Genomic DNA, 19,155 nt, shown 5'->3' with positions numbered 1-19,155 from the left:
TCGCGGTGAGACGATTATCAGTCGTCCTGTCACTGACTACTTTAGCACGGGCATACTACAATGACTGAGCGCGCCCGCTCAGCGTGTGGTAAGGGTGTTCGAATGAACCTTCGCTCAGCGCCTCTTTGAGCGCCTGAGCGCCCCTACCACGCCGACTGCGCGTTGGGCACCGATTCGGACGCGAGGAGAGCGCACAGCGCGTTCTGCGCCCGTTTCTGAGGCAATGACGGGTCAACGGCGGCAGCGACTTCTTCGATGCCGAGGCTGAGCAGCCCGAGGCGGCCCGCATTCGCGATGATGGGCGCGACCGAGCATCGCCAGGAGACCTCTGAGCGCAGCACTTCCAGGTCATCGCTCCCCCGCTGGCCGGTGACGATGACAACCCGTTCATACGGTCCACCGACCACCTGACCGACTGCGTACGCAAGTGCACGTGCGCCGCCGTCGGCAACGGGGAGCGGCGCTTTTAACGCAGGCCGGTTCGGCAGCGCGACCAGCACGCTCACGGCAGCGCGGCGTGGCGCGAGGGCGGGTTGCGTGGTGACGGCGATGACATCGGGACGTACGACGGCGAGCAGCTCCATGAGCCGCTCGGGCCAAGTGGCAAGGGCGCGGCGGTGCATGGGCGCGCTCGCGTCCCATCCGCCCGCCGCATCAACGACCGCTCGCTCCCAGCGGTCGAGAGGAGTGAGGTCGAACCGCGTGCTGGCGAAAAGCGCGCCGTCGTCGAGGATGAGGAGGGTCCGTGCCACGCCATCCTGTAGGCGGTCCGCAGTCGCGCGGCCCTTAGTCTTCGTGCACATCGAAGGCGAGACCGGCGTGACAGCAATGTCTCCGCGAGAGCGACAGGCTCATCGGCCTTGCGGTGGAGCCTTCAGGAGGTCGGCAGCGTCGATGCCGAGCACGTCCGCGATAGCGAAGAGGGTAGAGGTTCGTGGATTTGACGCACCGCTCTCCAGGAGGGCCACGCGCCTGACGCTCAGGCCCGCGTCGTGAGCCAGGGCTTCCTGAGTTAAGCCCCGCGCGCGTCGCTGCTCGCGCAACCGCGTCGCGAAAGCAAGCTGTTCCTCGGGTGTCCATGGCATCTCTCCAGACCGCCACGAGATGGATGTTTAGGCCATGGCTTATAGAGCAGATTCTGCTACGGTCGGCTCGTGAACTCGCGCTCAATCGCCCTGCCCACACTGTTTGTCACAGCTCTTCTTGTATCCGGCTGCACTGGGCCACAGCCCACAAGCGCCGACGGTTCAGCCGCCACTGCCTCCGCATCATCTGCCGTGACTTCTTCGACACCGAGCGTCGCCCCGACGGCTCCGTCCTACCCCTCTCTGGACGACGAGTTGGTTGCGAACGTCGGACCTGGGTACCGGCTGGAGAGCAGCGAGAATCCTGGCGTGACCGTGACGGCCGATGAGGCGGACCGCGTCTTCGCGCCCTACAACCCGGACATCCTGCTTAAAGGCGACGGCGGAGCTGAGATGTGTGCGTTACTGAAGACGGCGGAGGGGCCGTATGGGTTTATCCCGTACGCGAACAGCCCGGAGGAAGGATTTGCCGCTGTCTTCACCGGCGGTTGCTGAACCCGAATCCTTGCTCGGCTCGCCGCCTAGCTGGTTCCGAGCCGCGGGGAGGGCATCCCGGGCCGCATCATCAGCCTCGCCGCGCGTGAAGTTCGTGTTGCCCAATCCGCGCCAATGGCCTGACGCCGCGGTTGTCGCCGGTCGGACGCTGCTCCCGTTCACGCGCGGCACGACGACGCACCGCATCGAGACCACCAAGTCTGCGCCGTTTACGCGTTCCGCAACCTTTCATCATCCGAGGCAACGAAGCTCCATAGCAAGCGACACCACGCAACGAGACCGACCCCTGCAACGTCTGAGCAAAGCACGACCACGGGACTACTTTCGCTGCTAAGGTTGGGGTGCGCGATACTCGTGTGTCCAGCCCCGGCGATGCCGGGGCTTTCGCGTACCGTGTGCGATGCCTGGCTGCGAGTGCGTCTCGGCAGGCTAAAAGCCATCAGATTTTCTACTGTGGCGTATCGCGTTCACCTGGAGACGCTCGCGCCAACAAGCTCTCGTCGTTCACGCGGTTGGCCGCTGGGGTCCATCACCAGCCCCGTCGAGATGCGAAGGTTCACCTCCACTTGCTCGTGACGACACGCTGACAGACACGTCGTCGGCGTGTCGCACCTTAGTGATAGGCTGACGCTGCGCGATAGTCGCACCCAGGCCCGGTCGGATGACCGGGCTTCTGTGCGTCCGAGGACAGCACGCTGTCTCCGTCAGACCTACATTCCTCCCCTCGCGCCAGGTTGCTGAACTTGCACCACCACCCGGCACCAGCAGGCATGCTCGTCAGCCCGCCCCCACGACCAGTCAAGCGACTGGTCATTTTTTATGCCCAAGCGGCATCACCAGCTCCGCAGCTCGTTCGGCTGTGGCCACACGCCAGCACTCCGCTGGCGCATCTCCTGACGGGAGGTCGCGATGGACTTTCAGGGTCTCGCTGCGGTCCTCGCGTCGCTGGCTGCTCTGGTTCACGCTCTGAACCAGACGCTACCTCTGCTCTCCGACCGTGCTGCGAAGCGCGCTATTCGGATGCGCAGAGCAAAGCACCAGCGCCGCTGAGAACCGCGCAAAAACGCGCCTATCGCCATCAGTTAAGGAGAACTCTGCCCAAAATCGGCCGGTGCGGTGCCATACACGTTGTCGGCGGTCCGCTAGCGTGACCCTGTTCTGAATGTGGGGGAAGCATGAGCGACACGGGTAACGAGCCGCGGTACGAGACAAGAACGGTTCGCGCGGTGCGCGGGCTGGAGGCTCGAACCCGAACGAAGGTGGAAGCTGACGGCTGGGAGTTCGTCAGTCAGGACCAGGGTCGAGTTCAGACCACACTGACCTTCCGGCGCCCCGCACCCAAGAGCCGCCGATTGCTAATCATCATCGGCGGCACCGCGTTAGTTCTGATTCTCGCAACCATCATCACGGTCGGCGTCATCAACGAGCGCAGCTCGCCGGTCGATGCCGAACCGACGACGACGGCTGAACCGAGCGAGCCGATGGATACCCCGTCCGCCACCCCCACCCCAACCCCGACCGAAGAGGTGCCCGCTGTGAATCCTGCATCGAACGAAGAGGTTCTGGCCGCGTTCCAGGGCTTCGTGAACGAACGAGCCGCTGCGAACGTGCTGGTCGCCCGGGCGGTGACCTCAGTCACGTTCGAGAACGGTGTGGTGCGCATCGTCATCGACCCGACCTCGGTCGGTGTTGACGAATCGTCGTTCCGCGAGGTGGTGCCATTCGAAAATCTCGCCGAAATCTTCATCACGCCGATGGCGTTCAACGACGACATCGGACCGCGCCTTCGCGCGTCAGTGGGTTCTGTCGAGACGGTGGACGCGGCGGGTGCTTCCCGCGGCGCTCGCACGACGGAGTGGGTCATCCAAGCAAACGAGCTGGAGTGACCCACACTGCGTCGGCGCGCGCAGCTTCGCTGAGTGGCGTCCCGCGCTCGCTTTAGTCGAGAAGAACGTTCTCGGTCTGGCCCATCCACGGTGCCAAGTTCACAGCGCGTCGTCGGTGTCGAGCGGGCGCCATTCCAGGATGCTGAGCAGCTCCCCCGCCTCCCGCGGACCAGCACCCGCCAGGTCGAGAAAGTCTCGTTCGAGCGCGCCCAAGCGCTCATCGACGAGATGGCCTCGGACCGTGGCACCGGCAGGCACCAGCCAGTCAAGGCGCTGGCGCATCTCGCGCCGCACCTCATCGCCGTACGGCGCGCGCAGGACGATGACCAGCTCGTCGTAGTCACCGTCGTTCTCGGCCAGCCGAGCAATACCGTTGGCCATCTCGTCGGCGTCGTAGTCGGTAACCATCGCGCGGAGCGGCTGGTGCGCGACGACGCCCATACGACTCATCGCGAGGTGGTCTGTCTCGTCGTGACCGAAGATGATGACGCGGTCGTGTTCGACCGCTCCGTAGACGCGGCCCACCCGACGCTCCCAGTCAGCGAGGGCGACGTGTGTCCCGGTGCCGAGCTGCACGAAGCCGCCGGTCTGTTCCAGGATGAGGCGCTCAGCGACATCGAAGGGTCCGCCGGGGTGGGGCGCCCAGATTGCACGGGAGTGCAGCGCGAGCACGGTGGTCATCGAGTCCTCCGAATGTTAAGAAGGTCAAGCGCTTCTGCGACGTGCAGCCGGGTCAGCCCAAGCTGCGTGAGGCGCGTGAATCGGGGGTGCACGTCGGGCGATGTGCTCCGCTTTAACGCGATGGTGGTGAGGTAGGCGGCGCCTGAGTTCCGCTCCACGAACCGCTTCCATGGTTCCTGCACGAGCGGGATGCCCTGGTACATGAAGAACCGCCGCGCCCCGGCCTCATGCTGCGGCGTGTAGACGGCGACGTGTGCGCCCGCAGCGCGCGCGTAGGCGAGCGCTTGGAGCGCGGTCGCGCTGTAGACGGCGCCGTCCGCTTCCAGCAGACCGTCGTGTTCGCGGACGATGACTTCCGCGAGTCGCTGGAGCTGGCCGCGCTTCCATCCAGCAAGCCGCGGCTGAGCAGCGTACGCGATGACGGTGGATTCGACGATGATGAGGCCCACTCACACCCCCACGAGGTCGAGCGCGCGGCAGGCGATGTCGTGCGCGAATCGGAGCGGCGGGCAGATGACCGCTGCGAAGTCGGGCGCGACAGCGACCCCGGAGTAGCGGTGCACCATGTGGAAGCCCCACCCGGCGAGGACCGGCACGAGGTCGGCGTATCGTGCGGCCTGGTCCTCGGGCACGTAGATGCCGATGGCCTCGACGTTGCCGCGCAGCATGAGCAGCCCGTCGAGGGCCATGACGCTCATCGCAAAGGGCGCGAAGTCGGCGGTCAGGTCACGGTGCGCGAGCGCCTGCGCGATGGTCGCCAAATCCGTGTGCTCATCCAGTGGCAGGGCGATGCACTCTGCGGCGATGGTGATGGCGTACTCGGTCATGAGGGCACCTCCCAATCATGCAGATGCGGTGGCGCCACGAAGTCGGCGCTGCGGTCGAGGCCGCGTTGTGCGACGACAGCGACATCGGCCTCCTGGCGTTCCTCATGCCAGGTGCGCCAGGTGACTGTTGCTCCTTGGTCGCGGAGGTACTGCGCGGTTCCGCGCTGAAGACTGGAGAACGGAACGTAGATGACGACTTCGTGCTGCTCCATGAGCGCCCAGAGCCGCTGGAGCGCAGCGACGCCGATGCGAAAGGCGCCCGGAGTACCCTCGGCTGCGATGCGGCGCGCGTCGTCGGCACCCGCGACGAGGTGAAGAACAGGTGTGTCGAAGACGGTGGTGGTTGAGTCGATGAGGATTCTCACGCTGCAACACCGCCCTTCGACTGCTCAGCCTCCCGAACCACACGCCAGACCGTTCTCTCTGACACGGAGAAGGTTCTGCCCGTCTCGCGTGCGGAAGCTGTGGCGGTCATCCCGTCGGCGAGCGACGCCTTGTACAGACGCACGAGCTTCGCCTTCTCGGCAGGGCTGAGCTTCTCAGGGCGCCCGAAACGAACACCCCTCTTCATCGCCTCCTCACGGCCCGCTGCGGCCCTGGCGAGCAGCACGGACCGCTCCAACTCCGCCACAGCGGCGAGGAGGTGGACCAGAAGGCGCCCGAGAGGGTTGCTCTCCCCCGGCACAATGACGATGCCCTCACTGAGCGATTCGAACTCGACGCCCGCGTCGGCGAGTTGGTCGAGCCAGGTCAAGAGAGCAGCGGGGCGGCGCCCGGCGCGCGCAAGTTCCGTCACAATGATGCGGTCCCCAGCGCGGGCGTGCTGCATCAGCTCGGAGCCGCCACTCCGCCCCCGGAGGGCGGAGTCACCGGTCCACTTGTCGGTGAAGACCTTTTCACACCCAGCGGCTTCAAGCGCGGCGAGCTGGCGGGCGTGGTCTTGCTGTGCCGTACTGACTCTCGAATAGCCCAGACGCATTTTTCGACCCCGTTTCTCCCGGCAAAAGTCATAGGTTCCGCCGCTCTCCTACGGCATCCCGGCGCCGCCATGTCTGCGCCGAATCGTTCACCGCCAGATGTCAGCGGCGTAACCCGGTCACCGCCTCCGCCAGATGTTCACTGAACTTCTGCCGCGCTTGGTGACGAATGACAATGTATAGCGGTGACACATAGATTGTCAAATGTCACCACAAGAGGCGATACTCTCGTCATGTGTCACCGCGTCCCGCCATCGAGCCTGGAGAGCACGGCGTCATCCGTGTTCGCGAGGTGACTGCGTGGTCGGTTGTTCCCCCTCCGAAGCCGTTCGCGGCGACGACGCAGTGGCGCGACCCCAACACCCTCGCTCTGCGTGCGTTGCGGAAGTTCGGCGATACCCCCGAGGAGGCCGAAGCCGCGCTCCTGGAGCTGGTGGAGCAGCGGCGTCGCGAGAGCGCACCTTCACCGTTCCGCACCCTTGGTGAGGCCGTGGCGGCGTTCTACGCAGGTTCAGGACCGGACCGATGGTCTGAGGCAACGGCCACGACAATGGCTAAGGCCCGCGCCCACCTTGACGAGGTGGGCGAAGAGCCTTGGCCGGTATCCGACGAGCGCGCGGCAGCGCTGTGGGGCGACGGCACCCGGATGGATGAGCTGGCTCTCCGGTTACTGAAGGCCGTTCGGCGAGGTTGAAGTGCACCGGCTAACAGGCGTTGCCGGTGCACTTCTTCTCAGTCGGTGAGAGCGAACACGAAGTTCGAGAGCAGTTCGAGATGCACTACTTCGGCGCTCCACCCCTCGGCCGCCAGGGCGACGGCTGAGGCGCGGTTGCGAATCGCGTACTGCTGTGTTTGAGCGGGCATCGCCGTGAGCATTGCATCGACAAACGCCTCGTCGGAGTCGAACTCGCTGCGGTTGGGCAACGGCTTAGGGCGGGCCATCAGGCCGCGCTCCCAAGCCTTGAACGCTTGCGCCACTTCAGCGTCGGTGAGTAGTGGCGCACTGCCTCGTCGTAGCCCAGTTCGATGAGTTCGCGCCGAGTCGGCTCGGCGTAGCCAAGTCCGGCCCGGAGCGCGAGCGCCATCATCTGCCGGTCCTCACGCTCGAACCCGAGACCGCGAGGCATCTCCCGGACCGCATCGCCGCGCAGCGCCTCCAGGTCGTCAATCCACTGCGCGGTGAGAGAGTTCATATGTGGAGTTGCCGCGCCAGCCTTCCGGTCGTCGGCGAGTCGCTGACCAAGGACGAAGCACTCACGCGCCCGCCAGTGAAGCGACAGATGACTCGTTCCCGCCGTCACCGCACCTCCCGGCACACGTGCGCCGTACGTGCACTCGATGTAGATGTCGTCAGGGCGAACGTTCTGGCGCGTGTAAGGGAACACACTCCGCCAGGTCTTCTCCCACCCCTCGGGCAGGTAGTGCGGACGAGTCTTCAGGGAGACCCACCAAATCGACTCGCGCGCGCTCCCTTGGAACTGACCGTGACGGTTGCGGTCGTCGGAGTCCCAGCCGCGGAGATTAAAACCTTGCCGGTCACGAGCCGGGAACGCGGTACGCCCGGTACGGTCGTCCGTGTTGAACCCATCTTCGGCGTAGCCATCTGCATCCAGCCCGTTGTCGTCACGTAGCGTTCCGTTACGGTGCGTACCGTCCCGGTCGAAGCCGCGCTGGCTCCAGCCACGCTCGTTGTAACCGTCGCGGTCGATGCCTCGCCAGTTATAGCCATCCGCGTCCCGGTCGGCCTGAGTCTGTATGTGATGGCCACTGAGCGAGAAACCGCGACCGTCAACTCCATCGAAGGCCGGGTCATCAGCGTTCCAGAAGCCCCGCCGCTCGTGGAATCGGCGCAGCGCGGTGTACTCATCGCGGTCCACCCCTGGAGAGTGCGGATGACGATGGTCGAGGGCGGCTAGCTGCTCGGGAGCACCTCTGTAGTACCAGAGGAACTCTCCCTCGCGGCTGCCGTCGCTGTTGTTGTGGGCGTTGCTCATCTTCTTCTCCTTGTGTCCTGTGAGCAGTCCCCGGCAGTGAAGGTCTGTGACCCGAGGTTGCGTCGCACGACCCGCGTACGGGCCGCCCTATCAATGAGGAAACGGACGAGGAGTTGAAGTAGAAGGGTGACGCCGCGAGGCGGGACGCATCTGCCCCGCCTCGCGGACATCGTCAGACGAGGTCGTACGAGGAGCGCGTCGCTTGGAGCGCCTCCGCCAACTCGCGCACCTCTACGTCATCACAGAGGTGGACCATCCTCTGTGCCTGAGCAGGAGTGAGCGGCAGAATCATGTAATCGTCGCTGCTCGCCAGCAGAGTCCCCGACCCGTATACCGGATGGAACTCGCCTCGCAACCGCGACACGATAGCCGTCAGCAAGGGGTTGAGGTACGGCGAGCCGTACGAGTTCGAAGCTACGACGCAGACGACCTGCTCGTGTGAAGCGTCGGGGAGGTACGAGAACTCGACGATGTCCGCGTCGATGGCCCGCGCGGCCTCGTTCGCCAGATGCTCGCCGGGGCGACAATCAGCGATGGTCGGAACCGAGTCGTTCAGTCCGACGGCAACGGTGTAGTGGAACATGGAGGTGCCTTTCTTCAGCATTTCGGTCCAGTGCGGGCTGAACCGTTGATTTCCACTTCGCCGTGGCGAAGGCCCGAAATGTGGGAGCTGAAGTTCCTCGATGTTCTGTTGCGTAGCCGATTATAACATACTTTCGAAAAAGCGCAAGCTCTAGTCGAAGATTTCTTCTCGGGAGATTGTGGTGTACTCCGAGAGAGCCGCGTAGGTGTTGGTCACCGACACAATCGTTCGTAGGTCGAAATCGCGGTGGATTGCGTCGTAGTCGTCTGCGCCGACGCCCTTCAGACCGCGAGCGAACGGCGCGCCGCTGAGAATGTCGTCTTGGTTCACGGAGTGATGCACGAACTGACTGAGTTTGTCGTAGACCACCACCATGTCATCGCCGAAGCTCCCCCGTACCACTTCGCGGACGGTCGGATTCTTCTTTCCGACAGCGCTACCGCCGCTATCGGCTACCGCCTTCTTTACCGGCTGACGGGAACGCTGAAGGGAGGTCACGTCGGCGGTGGCGGTCGCGAGCGCCATGGGCTGCTTGGCAGTCATGCGACCGTCATTGTCCAGCATCTGCCAGTACCGGGTCAGACGTTCCACCTGGGTCGGCTCCGAGATAAGCCAGAGCAGGCGAGCACTGCTCTCAATGACCGCCCGGTGATGAACGCCGACGATGCCGTAGTAGATGCGTCCTTCGTTCAGGGTGTCAGGGTGCGTGAGCAGACGGTGAATGGCGTTCAAGTTGTCCCGCACATGCCAGAGGTAAGACTCCAAGCAGCGGCTAACGATTCGAGCATCGGTCGCAAGGACTGCCTCGTCGCTACCGAACGCGACAACTTCGTAGCGGTCGGCGACAGCCGCCACTGCGAGATTGTCAGCGTCCAATGACGAACCGGAAGGTGACTGGCGAATACTGGCAAGTAGCCCCTCCCAGGTCGCGCCGGACAGACGCTTGTATGGTTGTGCGTCATCTTCCAAGTAGTGCATCAGTCCCCCACCCCGCGGTCTGAGCGACCGAGCTATCTGCGGACAACTCTAGGGTGGCGCCCTCTGCCGATGACTACCCCGCCGGAACAAGCGGCCGAAGGCTAGACACCTCACCGCTAGCGTGGTTGACATGACTCGAAGGAAGTTGAATCGGCGGAAGCAGGCGCCGCGAGAGCAGTCGGAGATGGCACGCAACGCGAACTACGCGCTAGCCGCGACGAGGCGCGCTCTCGAAGCGGACCTCGAACCAATCCCGGTCACTCGGGTCACCCAGTTCGTCATCGGCTGGATGCGAGCGGCGTTCAGTCAGAGTCAGGTCATCGCTACCCTCACCAAGCGTGGGATGGCTCCGGCTGCCGCACCGAACCGCCGGTCCTTCGCGGAGATTGCGGTGCGGCTCCAGTGGCTCTTCGGAATGAGCCAGGAGGACCGCGCTGGTGCCCTCGACGCGATGCTCGACCATGAGCGCGAGCTAACCGAGAAGAACCAGGAGCATCTCCGCGAGATGGGCTTCAACTCGGACCGTGACTTGTCGGCATATCAAGAGTTGGTCTTCGACTCCGCGGGCGGAGCTTTGAAGAACGAGGCCCGGGTGTTCCTAGCTGCGGCGAAAAGCAACGATTCGCTCAGCGTGGGGTTGTACGCCGCGTGGCGCGAGGAGACTCAATACACACACGCGACGGGCGCAATGGCTGCGGCCTACGCGCCCGCGAACGGTGGCGACCCGTTTCCGCACGTCATGGACCCCGACCTGTCGTCGCACACCTACGCGTTGTTCCTCATCGTGACGCTTGTTTACAACCTGCTCGTGGATGAGGGCGTGGACGAGGGTGCCGCGAAGGTCATCGTGAACGAATTCCTGGGTGTGCGATGAGCGGTAGCCGTTCAAAGAACGACCGCCGACGTGCGCGTCAGCGCCCGCTTCACATCATCAATGCCGACTACGTTCGGCGCTCCGCCGACGCGGTTCTAGCCGTGGACCTCACTGCGGTTCCGCCTTCGCATGTCAACCAGTTCGTCGTCGGCTGGATGCGGGCGGCGTTCGAACAGAGCCGCATCATTGCGAACCTGGCTACGTACGGTCACGGGTACGCCGCCGCGCCGAACAGGCGCGCGTTCTGGGAGCTGGCCCTCCGTCTCCTCTGGCTCGGCAACATGCCGCAGGACCAAAGAGACCCCGCGGTGGACACGATGCTTGCTCACTCGCGAGCCACTGAATCCACAACGGATACCCACATGCGGGACATGGACCTCGACTACCTCGTCGGCCTTGGTTCCCTCGACGAGTTCGAGCATCACCCCACATCCGACCCGAAGCTGCGCGAGCAGGCGAAGAACCTGACCGCTGCGGTGCAGGGGACGGAGCTGAACACGGGCGTTGTCTATCGGCTGTGGCGCGAAGATTCCACGTGGGCGCACGCCACCGGGTACCTCGCCGGGATGTACGCCCCCGAGAACGGCACGCTCATGGGAGAAGGCACCCCGCCGAGCATCGACCATGACCTCGAAGCGCATCGGCTAACAACCGCGGTAATCGTGGTCACCGCTGGGTTCATCCTCAACGGTGAGGGTGTTCCAAGCGACCTCGCCACGGCGCCCAGTGTCGCCTACTTCAGCGTCAAGTAGTCACATGCTCACGGCCTGAGCAAGCGCATCTTCCAGGACCGCGCGCTGGCGGTCTGTGAGGCTCGCCATCGCACCGTTTCCATCAGTCCCGGCGAACAGTACAGCGCCGCAGACATCGTCTTCGTCAGCGAGGTGGATGCCGCACGCACGCAGCATGTTCGTCGCGATGCGGTTCGGTCCGCTGCCGCCGATGCGCCGTTGGTCGTTGACCCGCATGTCGGTCTTCTCAGGTAGCCGGATAACATCGGCGAGCTGCACGTCGAGCGCGGCGTAGAGCGCTTGTAGGTGCGTATCTGTCACGGGCTTGTGTTCGAGCGTCACCGCGTCGAACGAGTCGGAATGGGGACGGATGCGCAGCGCTTCGATGGTCACTCGGTGGACGGTACTGGTGGGGTCAGACGGGCTAGGTCGCTGATTTCTGCTCGGGCGCGTTGGCCGCGGTCGGCTCCGCGAGGGCTGGGTCGATGACCTCCCCCGAACCGTCGTCCGGGTGCAGCAGCTTGACTGTGCTCCCACGCCGCGCGAACCGGTAGCCGCGGAGGGTGAACTCGAACGTGACCTTATCGCGCGCCGCCTCTTTGAACGCTGCGCTGGCCAGCTCCTTGGTTGGGTAGTTGGCGTCGAGTTCAAGCGCTTCGAGCGGCGCATCCTTGCCCCAGGTATAGCCGTGCCACACTTGCTCGTCCCCGTCGAGCGTGCTTCCGTCAGGGAGTCTGATTGAAGGTCGGAAGACAACGTCTTTGACCTTGTTCTCGAAGGCGAAATGCATGCGAGAGTATCCGATTTGAGGATTACCCAGCGGACGCGTGCGAATCGCGCACATCAGGGCGCGGGTGCGAGCCTTTCGGCGTGCCGCAGCCTCAGCAGCGGCGACTTTCGCCTCAGCCTGACGGGCTTCGTCAACGTGTCGTGCGTACGTGTACCAGCCTGCGACACCGGCAACGCCTAGTGCCCCCAACGCCCCCAGCCACGTGCCGAAGGCTTCGAATGTCGAGACATCGAACTGACCATCCGGGCCGGAGGCCGACCATGCGCCCACCCAGGCGCCGACCGACAAGCCGAGGAGAAGCGTCGCAACCCCTACTACGCCGTACCAGACGGATACCCGCTTACGAGCCGAAGCGGGGGTCGCGGGCGCACTAACCACCATCACGCGTACGGCCCGAGAAAGCGTTCGCCGTTGAGGTGAATCATGTGCGTCGGGTCGCTCGCACACCATGCTTCGGTCTCCCAAGCCAGGTCAGCGAGGAACTTACGCATGGTAGCGCGGTCGGGGAAGCAGGACACGAAGACGAGGCCTGCCGTGGACCCGGCGAACAGCGTGGCAAGCTCGCCATGGCGCTTCGCATCCACCGGGCCGTGCGAGGACGCCGCCTCCATTAGAAACAGCCAGTTCTTTTCGGGCTGGTGGACGACGAGGTCAGGCAGCTTGCCGTGAGTGTTCACGGTGACACCCAGCTCGGCGAGCTTGTCCGCGTCAAAGTGCATGAGTTTGCTGTCGGCGTCGCCGATGTAAAGCACCTCGCCGCCAGGGACGAAGTACGCGCAAAAGTCGTCCACCATCTGCTTGATGAGGACGTTCTGACCGCCCGCACCGATGGTGAGTTCCTTCCCACCCGGAAGCGTCACCGGGATACGCGTCATCTCGCGCGCGGCGCTGTACTTCGCGATAAGCCCCGGCACCTTTGCTAGGTACGCGGTCACGGCGGCATCGAATCCGGACGTGCCGTACGCCTGGAGCACCCCGACGGCTTCGTCCGTCAGCTTGTAGTTGTTCAGCGACGAGTTGGTCGCACGCGCGGGGTCGTCTTCGTTGTAGACGACGAGGCCCGCATCAATGAACTGGTGCAGCGTCTGGCGCCGGACCGACTCGCGAGAGTTCTCCGCTATCGGTTCCCCAAGGTGCTCGCGCATCCAATCGAGGATGGCGCGCAGGCCGAGCATCGGATTCTGGGTCGCGCTCCACGGGCGGTCCTCGTCGAGCTGCGCGAGTGCGAGCAGCGTGCGCCCGCTGCGCTCGTTAGAACGAGGCTTGTCGAAGCCGAGCGCTCGAAGCAGCGCCTGAGCTTCGGCGAGCCGGGTCACGCTGCGACTCCGACCGGTGCGAGGACGGATTCGGTGGCCGCGTCAATGCACGCCTGGTCGGTCGTGTCGGCCGACGCGAGGTCACGGAGCTGCGCGAGCGACGGGAACCGCATCTGCCGGAGGTCTGTCGCGTTGACCTGCGTGTGGCCCGAGAACACTCGGAAGTAGTCGTCGAGTCGGGTGGAGTTGAGATAGACCGCAAGTCCGCGCGCGACCTGCTCATCGAGACCGTGCCCGCTGTCGTGGATGTAGTTGAGCTTGTTGTCGAACGCGACCGGCTCCGAAGACTCCCACACCGCGGCGACCACTCGGCGCCGCTCTTCCTTCGCGGAGAACCGCTTGATGAGGACGTATGCGCCGCCTGGAACAAGCAACTTGGCTGCGACGGCGGGGTCGGTGTGGAACCATTCCGGTTTCTTCGCGCCGACGGGGTGACGGGTCACTCCCCCACGGATGTGCGTGGCATTCACCATCGGCACAGCCCCACCCACCTTCTCCTGATGCAGCATGTCGCGGCTCCGGAAGTCCACGACTCGCCCAGTGGACACCGTCAGCCCGAGGTCGGCGAGGGTGTGCGTTGCGTGCGCCGTCATCCACGCGACGGCCTCCGCGTCCTTCTCCGTCGCCGGAACGTGAATGAAGTCGGCAGTCACAACATCGGCGTACGGCACGGTGCGCGAGGTCGCATCTTCGCGATGGTCGTGCGAAGTGTGGACGACCACGTTCTCGGGCTTTGCGGAAACCGTGGCCGACACGACGATGGCTTCTTGGAGCACGCCTGTGTCGCCGAACACCTTTGACCGGCTCTCGAAAGTGTGGATGCCGTCGATACCTGCGGTAGTAACGAACTCACGACGGAACGCTGAGTAGTACGTGCCGTTCATCCATGACCGGGGCGTGATGGCCACCTGCTGCCCGTCAGCGTGAAGCAGGCGAAGCCCAAGGGTCAGGAACGCGGCGTAGATGTTCGGCACGTCGATGCCCGCCGCGCGAAGCATGTTCTGCGGCGCGCTGCCGGTCTGGAGCTTCGCGTACGGCGGGTTCTGGATGACCAAGTCGAACCGCTCGTCGGTTGTCAGCGCCCAACTCAGGAAGTCGGCGTCAACCAGCTCGGTAGAGACGCTGCCGAGCGCCTCGATGTCAGTAAGCGTCTCGCGAAGGGCAGCATGGAGCGTCTGGTCCACTTCGACCGCCGTGACGTGGATTCGCAGCTCGGGGCGACGGTCGCGAAGTCGTTCGACGAGGGCGGCGGTGAGGATGCCGCTACCGGCGCCGGGGTCAAGAATGCGAACGGTCTGACCATCCGGGATGCGCGGCAGGTCGGCGATGATTCGAGCTGCCTGGTATGGAGTGAAGTATTGGCCGAAGGCCGCCTGCTCGTCGGGCTTCAGCCTTGCCAGCGAGGTCTTACGGCGCGCTTCAGCGCGGTCAAGCAAGTCCATGCTCCCAGCGTACCGACGGGCACTGACAGAACTCGCCTATCCGGCAGCGCGCGCCGCCGCGAGGGCGACGCGGCGGCGGTCCGAGATGGATTTCGCGAACGCGTCGCTCCGTCCGTCGATGTTGAGTGCGAGGACTGCGTGCTCCAGCAGCTCGTCTTCTGCTTCCCAGGGCCGGGGGTCGGTCACCCAGGCGACTTTCGCGTTGTCGCGAAGCCAACGGGTGATGAGCCGTTCACCGTCGCCGTAGTGTTCGCGGGTCTTGTGGACGCCGAGCGTGAGGCCGAGCTGTTCTGCGAGTAGCACGCCCAGGGTGCGACGGAGCGTCGAACGCGAGGCGTCACCGTTTGCGTGCGCATCGAGCCGCGTCTTGATGTTGCCGCTGCTCGTGTTGCCCGCGGCGCTCGGTTTGCGGGGTGAGATGCCGATGTACAGCAGCTCGTATCCGTCGAGTCGCTGATAGTCGGCTTCGGGCACGTCGAGGGCGCCCTGCGCGAACCACCAGGCGTAGATGCCGGGCGACGGCGGCGCGGTCCCGACGTTGATGGGGTGAACGAGTTCGCGCGGGTTGAGAAGACGCTCGGCGGTGAACGAGTAGTCGGCCATGACGTTCACGGTATCGGCCCTGTGGAGAGCACCAATGTCGTCTCACGCCGGAGAGCTACCGTGACCGGCATGAACGGCATGAACGGCAACGATGCGCTTAGCGAGGCGACACCGCACTGCGAGAAGTGCCTAGAGCCGCTTGCGCCGCATCCTCGCGTTGCCGTGTGGCTATGCCTCTCCTGCGGCGTCACCGTCATCTGATTGTTTCTTGAACCAGGGTTCGCCCGAGAACTCACGCGGCCCACCGTCCATCCGCAAGGTGACAGGGTCCGGGTCGGGAAGCTCGTCAGGCACGAATCGGCTGTCATCCGGATGATGGAACAGCGATAGTGAAGCACTCATCATCGTGCTCAGGTTGATGAACCGCTCCATCTGCGTGTTCCCCGGCTGGCGATAATCCAACTCGCCTCGGGCGACCCGCTCGATACCGACATGGTCAGGGAGCACCATCGGGTCGCTCATGATGAGTCCGAGCTTGCGCGTGAGCGGGTAGGTGATGCCCCACGCAGTCATGAAGCCGACACCCCGAGGGGCGTAGTAGTCCTCATCATCGTCCGCGTCGGTCTCTGGATGCGGCACGAGCGCGACGGGTGTGTCCGAAGTGAAGAGTGACCGCTTGTCGAACTCCACGAGCATCCACGGGCGCCCCGCGATGTACGGCACCAGTTCGTTCACCATCTCGCCCATCTGCCTGATGTGGGCGAGCGCTGACACGCGTATCGGTGGGCCTTCTGCCCGGGTGGCTTGCTCCCAAACTTTCTCGGCCGCGGCGTCGTCAAGGTCCAGGCCGAGCTTGCGCCTCGCCCAGCCCTTCACGCCCGCCTTTCCGACGGCACCCACTTCGAGCCGCGCTATCTGCGCTTGCATGTGTTGCATGTTTCGTCGCTGCTCAGGTCCACGCGTCACTTGAAGAGCGATGAACGAGGCAAGCGTCGCGCGGTCCTCAACGACCAGTGGCCACACTCCACTTTCCAGCTTTGAGAACACCGCCGCCGCTTCCCCTTCGGCACCGCTGAGCAACTTCTCGAATACGTCCGGGCCTTCGTCGTGACCGGGCACAGAGTAGAACCCGTTCTCCGCTGCTGTCTTGCGGACACTTGTCGTGTATCGCTGGTCACCGGGGAGCCTAACCGTGGTTATCTGCTCGTTCCGCGCGAAGCCCCGCAGGTAGAACTGCGGAACGTGGTGGTGGCGTTTGGCGGGGACGTTACTCACCCATGCGCCCATCGTCGGCGGGCACCTTCACGGCGGCGTCGCTCCGAAGTTCGGCTGCACTGTTCGGCACGAGCGCGACGTCGTCCGGGTGATGAAACAGCGCCGTTCGCGCGCTGTGCACGGTCCTCGCGTTCATCCACTCCTGGTCGGTCGTCGAGCCGTTAGCCAGAGAGTCGAATCGACCCCTAGCGATGGCATTTGCTTCCACCTTTGCGCGAACGGGGACGTAGTCACCGAGCACGAGTGCTGCCTGACGGCTGAGCGGATACGCCAGAGTTCGGGCCGTCAGTAGGCCGGACCGTCCGTGTGCGCGACCGGGGTTATCCAGGCTCACTGGTACATCCGATGTGAGCAGCGCTGGTTCGTCGAATCGGATGAGCTTCCATCTGCGCAGTGCGATGTACGGCAGTGCCTTCTCAGCCAGCCGGGCTATCTGCTCGATATGAAACTGCGCGTCGATACGGATGGGCGGCTCGTCATGGCCTGTCGCTCGCTCCCACGCGCGACGTGCCTGACCCTCTTCGATAGGCAGCCCGAACCGGTCCTGAAACCACGCCGCGGCTCCCATCTCGGCTACGGCAGCGGTCTCGCGTGCAACGCGGTCAGTCTGCAAGTCACGCATGAGCTGTCGTTGTTCCGGACCTCGCAACGCCTGAAAGGTGACGAACGTCGCGAGCACTTCACGGTCGTCGCCATCGAGCGGCCATGCTCCGTCCGCGACGGCCTTTAGGACGGCAGCGGCCTGCCCTTCAAGTTTGCTGAACAGCTTCTCGAACACTTCTGGGTCGTCTGGATGCTGCGGCACCGCATAGAAACCCAGCTCCATAGCGGCGTTGACCACCGGCTTCTTATACCGCGACCCCGTCGCCAAATCGACGGTCGAGAGCTGGCCGTTCACTGCCCAGGACTTCAGATAGAACTGAGGTACCCAGTGGTGCTTGCTATCACCCATCAGAACGCGGCCAGGTCTTCGTCGGCGCCCGCGAACTGCGGGTGACGATGGAACCCGCCGAGGTCCGACGGTACGTCAGGGTCTTGCGGCTTCGGGTCGGCACCCTCCGCGAACAGGTCATGCTCGATGCCGTTGGAGTTGCGCTTCTTCCACGCCGCGAGGTCCGCACGGTACTTCGCGCGTCGCGACTCTCGCCGCTCCTTGATTTCCTCGGGCGTCAACGTCATCTGCTCGACGAGGCGTGCGTTTTCTTGCGCCCGCTCTTCCGCGTCGTACTTCTCGTCGATGGCTTCGAGGTACTTCAGCGCGTCCTCCGAGCGCGCGTGCGTGTAGACGCGCGTGATTTCCTCCGAGGCGTGCCCGACAATCTGACCGACCACCGGCAGCGGCACGCCTTCGAGCGCGAGCGCAGTCACCGCGATGTGGCGGGTCTTGTGTGCTGACACATCGAAGTCTGGGTACCCGGCCGCATCCAGCAGCTCATGCCAGCGCTTGCCGTCATCCTGGCGCCGGAACGGACGGCCGAGGGTGTCGGTGAACACGAGCTGCGCGAGGTCGGGACGCTTGGCGTTCTGTGCGGCCCACTCCGCGGGGTTTTCCGCACGCCAGTGAGCCTGGCGGGTGGCCTGCTCGCGCATCAGCTCTCGCATGCGACGTGTTAGCGGTAGCGCACGCGACTTCCCGCTCTTCGTCCACGGGACGATTTCGTAGCGCGCGGTCGGCCGTTCGAGGTGGTGGGGGCAGGACCGTGCCTGTACCCCGCACGCCCACTGGCCGTCCTTGTTCGGGCGACATCCCGGGCCGTGTGGGATGTCGATTCGGTCGTATTGCTGGGCGATGGTGATGCGCGGCGGGCGGTCATCACCGTCGAGAACACCGGTCACACGGTCCCAGGTGAGGCCGAGCGCTTCTCCCCCGCGGATGCCGGTAAGAACGGCGAGCATCCATCGAACCTGCTCGACTTCCCACTCCGTCTTGCGCAGGGTCTTCGTGAGCGCGACAACGATGCCGGATGGGATTTCGATTTCAGCGCCGCCTGCGGCCCGCTTCGGCTTGTCTGTGTCCCGCACATCCTCCATCGGGTTTCGAGCTGTCCTGCGGTCGTACACGGCGTCCTGGAGCACGATGTGGAGCGTCTTCCAGATATCGCGAGTCTGCTCAACGCCGTAGTGCTGGCCCTTGTGGCGCCCCTTCTCGATGGTCTTCGCAGGCAACGTCTTCTCGAAGAGGCGGCGGATGTCATCGCGGTCGATATCCACCAAGCGCTTATCGCCGAGTTCCGGGAGGACGTGGAGGCGCATGCGGGTGAGGTGACCACGCGCGGAGTTTCCCTTGTACGCCTTGAATCTCTTCGACTCGACCCATGTGTTCCAGAAGTAGTCGGCGAGGGTGAGGGTGACCTTCTGCTCGCGCATCGGGGCGGTCGGGTTCTGCTGCTCACGAAACGCCGCGATGCGACGGTCGAGGTTTCGGTAGGCCGTTGCGAGGTCTCTGCCCTCAGCGACGATGCTCTTCGCGCCGTTGCGCGTGACGCCATGCTCATCGGTCGCGGTCCATGGGACGGTGCGTGAGACCTTCCAGATGGTCCTTGCCTCGCCCGTCGGCTCGTAGCGGCCGGTCCCTAAGTTCAGACGACGAATCGGCTTTTGCTCAGTCCACTCTCCGCCTGCGCCGTTGGGGCGCTTGGGTCGAGTAGTAGCCATGCGGCCGATTCTAGGGCCGAGTC

24 protein-coding genes are annotated in these 19,155 nt (G+C 64.5%); 5 read left to right on the top strand and 19 right to left on the bottom strand.

Annotated features, from left to right (window positions below; genetic code table 11):
• Window positions 1-143: 143 nt before the first annotated feature.
• Complete coding sequence (locus tag ASE56_RS13590; RefSeq protein WP_056230735.1) at window positions 144-752, bottom strand: hypothetical protein; 609 nt, start codon at window positions 750-752, stop codon at window positions 144-146.
• Window positions 753-851: 99 nt separating this feature from the next.
• Entirely contained in the window at window positions 852-1,085 is a 234-nt protein-coding gene (locus tag ASE56_RS18070) for a helix-turn-helix transcriptional regulator (protein ID WP_082450702.1), read from the bottom strand.
• A gap of 309 nt (window positions 1,086-1,394) precedes the next feature.
• Between ASE56_RS18070 and ASE56_RS13585 the strand changes: the two genes are divergently transcribed.
• Both ASE56_RS13585 and ASE56_RS13580 read left to right on the top strand, forming a co-directional pair.
• Window positions 1,395-1,580, top strand: coding sequence for a hypothetical protein (locus tag ASE56_RS13585; protein WP_056230733.1), 186 nt, complete (start codon window positions 1,395-1,397; stop codon window positions 1,578-1,580).
• Between the two features lie 1,175 nt (window positions 1,581-2,755).
• Window positions 2,756-3,466 carry a hypothetical protein gene (locus tag ASE56_RS13580; RefSeq protein ID WP_156371735.1) on the top strand — a complete coding sequence of 237 codons (711 nt, stop codon included), beginning with the start codon at window positions 2,756-2,758 and terminating at the stop codon, window positions 3,464-3,466.
• Window positions 3,467-3,565: 99 nt separating this feature from the next.
• Here ASE56_RS13580 and ASE56_RS13575 read toward each other — a convergent pair whose 3' ends face one another.
• The 5 genes from ASE56_RS13575 to ASE56_RS13555 are packed head-to-tail and all read right to left on the bottom strand — an operon-like array spanning window position 3,566 to window position 5,953.
• Window positions 3,566-4,147, bottom strand: coding sequence for a hypothetical protein (locus ASE56_RS13575; protein ID WP_056230729.1), 582 nt, complete (start codon window positions 4,145-4,147; stop codon window positions 3,566-3,568).
• On the bottom strand, window positions 4,144-4,596 hold the full coding sequence (locus ASE56_RS13570; RefSeq protein WP_056230727.1) for a hypothetical protein: 453 nt from the start codon (window positions 4,594-4,596) through the stop codon (window positions 4,144-4,146). The genes ASE56_RS13575 and ASE56_RS13570 overlap by 4 nt, the downstream gene beginning before the upstream one ends.
• Window positions 4,597-4,974, bottom strand: a complete 378-nt coding sequence (locus ASE56_RS13565) for a hypothetical protein (protein WP_056230724.1) — start codon at window positions 4,972-4,974, stop codon at window positions 4,597-4,599. It abuts the gene before it with no gap.
• Window positions 4,971-5,339, bottom strand: a complete 369-nt coding sequence (locus ASE56_RS13560) for a hypothetical protein (protein WP_056230723.1) — start codon at window positions 5,337-5,339, stop codon at window positions 4,971-4,973. Before ASE56_RS13560 ends, ASE56_RS13565 begins: the two co-directional genes overlap by 4 nt.
• The gene (locus ASE56_RS13555) at window positions 5,336-5,953 is read right to left on the bottom strand and encodes a recombinase family protein (protein ID WP_056230720.1); all 618 of its coding nucleotides are present in this window, start codon (window positions 5,951-5,953) and stop codon (window positions 5,336-5,338) included. The genes ASE56_RS13560 and ASE56_RS13555 overlap by 4 nt, the downstream gene beginning before the upstream one ends.
• 233 nt (window positions 5,954-6,186) lie before the next feature.
• Between ASE56_RS13555 and ASE56_RS13550 the strand changes: the two genes are divergently transcribed.
• Window positions 6,187-6,645, top strand: coding sequence for a hypothetical protein (locus ASE56_RS13550; RefSeq protein WP_156371734.1), 459 nt, complete (start codon window positions 6,187-6,189; stop codon window positions 6,643-6,645).
• Window positions 6,646-6,683: 38 nt separating this feature from the next.
• On the opposite strand, the gene ASE56_RS13545 is transcribed toward ASE56_RS13550, so the two are convergent.
• The 4 genes from ASE56_RS13545 to ASE56_RS13530 all read right to left on the bottom strand — a co-directional run bounded on the left by ASE56_RS13545 (window position 6,684) and on the right by ASE56_RS13530 (window position 9,506).
• Window positions 6,684-6,893, bottom strand: a complete 210-nt coding sequence (locus ASE56_RS13545) for a hypothetical protein (RefSeq protein WP_156371733.1) — start codon at window positions 6,891-6,893, stop codon at window positions 6,684-6,686.
• Window positions 6,893-7,945, bottom strand: coding sequence for a hypothetical protein (locus ASE56_RS13540; RefSeq protein ID WP_056230714.1), 1,053 nt, complete (start codon window positions 7,943-7,945; stop codon window positions 6,893-6,895). The genes ASE56_RS13545 and ASE56_RS13540 overlap by 1 nt, the downstream gene beginning before the upstream one ends.
• Before the next feature lie 172 nt (window positions 7,946-8,117).
• The gene (locus ASE56_RS13535) at window positions 8,118-8,528 is read right to left on the bottom strand and encodes a hypothetical protein (protein ID WP_156371732.1); all 411 of its coding nucleotides are present in this window, start codon (window positions 8,526-8,528) and stop codon (window positions 8,118-8,120) included.
• Window positions 8,529-8,678: 150 nt separating this feature from the next.
• The gene (locus tag ASE56_RS13530) at window positions 8,679-9,506 is read right to left on the bottom strand and encodes a hypothetical protein (protein WP_156371731.1); all 828 of its coding nucleotides are present in this window, start codon (window positions 9,504-9,506) and stop codon (window positions 8,679-8,681) included.
• 184 nt (window positions 9,507-9,690) lie between these two features.
• Between ASE56_RS13530 and ASE56_RS13525 the strand changes: the two genes are divergently transcribed.
• Window positions 9,691-10,380: a hypothetical protein gene (locus ASE56_RS13525; protein ID WP_056230706.1), complete on the top strand. Its 690-nt coding sequence runs from the start codon at window positions 9,691-9,693 to the stop codon at window positions 10,378-10,380.
• Window positions 10,377-11,132 carry a hypothetical protein gene (locus ASE56_RS13520; protein WP_156371730.1) on the top strand — a complete coding sequence of 252 codons (756 nt, stop codon included), beginning with the start codon at window positions 10,377-10,379 and terminating at the stop codon, window positions 11,130-11,132. The genes ASE56_RS13525 and ASE56_RS13520 overlap by 4 nt, the downstream gene beginning before the upstream one ends.
• On the opposite strand, the gene ASE56_RS13515 is transcribed toward ASE56_RS13520, so the two are convergent.
• The 8 genes from ASE56_RS13515 to ASE56_RS13480 form a co-directional block, all read right to left on the bottom strand.
• Window positions 11,133-11,504, bottom strand: coding sequence for a hypothetical protein (locus ASE56_RS13515; RefSeq protein ID WP_056230702.1), 372 nt, complete (start codon window positions 11,502-11,504; stop codon window positions 11,133-11,135).
• 31 nt (window positions 11,505-11,535) lie between these two features.
• Window positions 11,536-12,171 carry a hypothetical protein gene (locus tag ASE56_RS17065; protein WP_162234519.1) on the bottom strand — a complete coding sequence of 212 codons (636 nt, stop codon included), beginning with the start codon at window positions 12,169-12,171 and terminating at the stop codon, window positions 11,536-11,538.
• 110 nt (window positions 12,172-12,281) lie between these two features.
• Window positions 12,282-13,217 carry a BsuBI/PstI family type II restriction endonuclease gene (locus ASE56_RS13505; RefSeq protein ID WP_082450699.1) on the bottom strand — a complete coding sequence of 312 codons (936 nt, stop codon included), beginning with the start codon at window positions 13,215-13,217 and terminating at the stop codon, window positions 12,282-12,284.
• Window positions 13,214-14,659, bottom strand: a complete 1,446-nt coding sequence (locus tag ASE56_RS13500) for an Eco57I restriction-modification methylase domain-containing protein (protein WP_056230695.1) — start codon at window positions 14,657-14,659, stop codon at window positions 13,214-13,216. Before ASE56_RS13500 ends, ASE56_RS13505 begins: the two co-directional genes overlap by 4 nt.
• A gap of 36 nt (window positions 14,660-14,695) precedes the next feature.
• Window positions 14,696-15,262 (bottom strand): GIY-YIG nuclease family protein, encoded by a 567-nt coding sequence (locus ASE56_RS13495; RefSeq protein ID WP_156371728.1) that lies wholly within the window; start codon window positions 15,260-15,262, stop codon window positions 14,696-14,698.
• A 168-nt stretch (window positions 15,263-15,430) separates the two neighbouring features.
• Window positions 15,431-16,477, bottom strand: coding sequence for a DUF4238 domain-containing protein (locus ASE56_RS13490; protein ID WP_200914201.1), 1,047 nt, complete (start codon window positions 16,475-16,477; stop codon window positions 15,431-15,433).
• On the bottom strand, window positions 16,470-17,429 hold the full coding sequence (locus ASE56_RS16690) for a DUF4238 domain-containing protein (RefSeq protein ID WP_082450822.1): 960 nt from the start codon (window positions 17,427-17,429) through the stop codon (window positions 16,470-16,472). The genes ASE56_RS13490 and ASE56_RS16690 overlap by 8 nt, the downstream gene beginning before the upstream one ends.
• Window positions 17,429-19,132, bottom strand: coding sequence for a tyrosine-type recombinase/integrase (locus tag ASE56_RS13480; RefSeq protein WP_082450688.1), 1,704 nt, complete (start codon window positions 19,130-19,132; stop codon window positions 17,429-17,431). The genes ASE56_RS16690 and ASE56_RS13480 overlap by 1 nt, the downstream gene beginning before the upstream one ends.
• Between the last annotated feature and the right edge of the window lie 23 nt (window positions 19,133-19,155).

Origin of the sequence: Microbacterium sp. Leaf203, assembly GCF_001421275.1 — a bacterium.
GTDB lineage: Bacteria > Actinomycetota > Actinomycetes > Actinomycetales > Microbacteriaceae > Microbacterium > Microbacterium testaceum_A.
Note: the sequence above shows the minus strand (reverse complement) of the source record. Positions and strands in the feature narration are given on the sequence as shown.